This window comes from Stenotrophomonas pictorum JCM 9942 (genome assembly GCF_001310775.1).
GTDB lineage: Bacteria > Pseudomonadota > Gammaproteobacteria > Xanthomonadales > Xanthomonadaceae > Stenotrophomonas > Stenotrophomonas pictorum.
The window spans coordinates 1-692 of sequence record NZ_BAZI01000746.1; the positions used below are offsets into that span (position 1 = coordinate 1).

General features: G+C 69.5%; 1 protein-coding gene. It reads left to right on the forward strand.

Annotation, left to right across the window (positions count from 1 at the left end; genetic code table 11):
- The coding region (gene mreC, locus JCM9942_RS17450) for a rod shape-determining protein MreC (protein WP_083468625.1) at positions 1-692 on the forward strand (692 nt) is incomplete at both ends.

Sequence of the window (692 nt, forward strand, 5' to 3'; positions counted from 1 at the left end):
GGCGCGTGGGCGCCTCGGTCCGCGACAATGCCGCCAGCCACAATCAGCTGGTGGCCGAGAACCGCGAACTGCGCAACCAGCTGCTGCTGGCCAATGCGCGGCTGACCCGGCTGCAGACCGCGGCGCTGGACAACGCGCAGCTGCGCGAACTGCTCAATGTGGCCGAACGCAGCGGGCTGGACGTGCAGCTGGCGCCGATCCTGGATATCGACCTGGACCCGGTGAGGCAGCGGCTGGTGCTCGATGCCGGCCGCCGCGAGGGCGTGCATGTGGGCCAGGCGGTGATCGACGCCGGTGGGCTGATGGGCCAGGTGATCGCGGTGACGCCGGCCCATTCGACCGTTCTGCTGCTGACCGATCCGGATCATGCGGTGCCGGTGACTGTGGCCCGCAACGGCGTGCGCCTGATCGCCTATGGCCGCGGCGACACCCTGGAATTGCGCGATATCCCGCTCAGCGCCGGGGTCGAGGTGGGCGATGAGATCGTCACCTCCGGACTCGGCGGGCGGTTCCCGTCCGGTTTTCCGGTGGGCAAGATCATGAAACTGCGGCCCGACGATACCCACGCCTTCCTGGTGGGCGAACTGGAGCCGGCGGCCAAGCTCGATCGCGGCCGTGATGTGCTGCTGCTGCGCTCGGTGCCGACGATTGCGCGACGGCCGGTGACTGATGGGCTGGAGCTGCCAGCCACG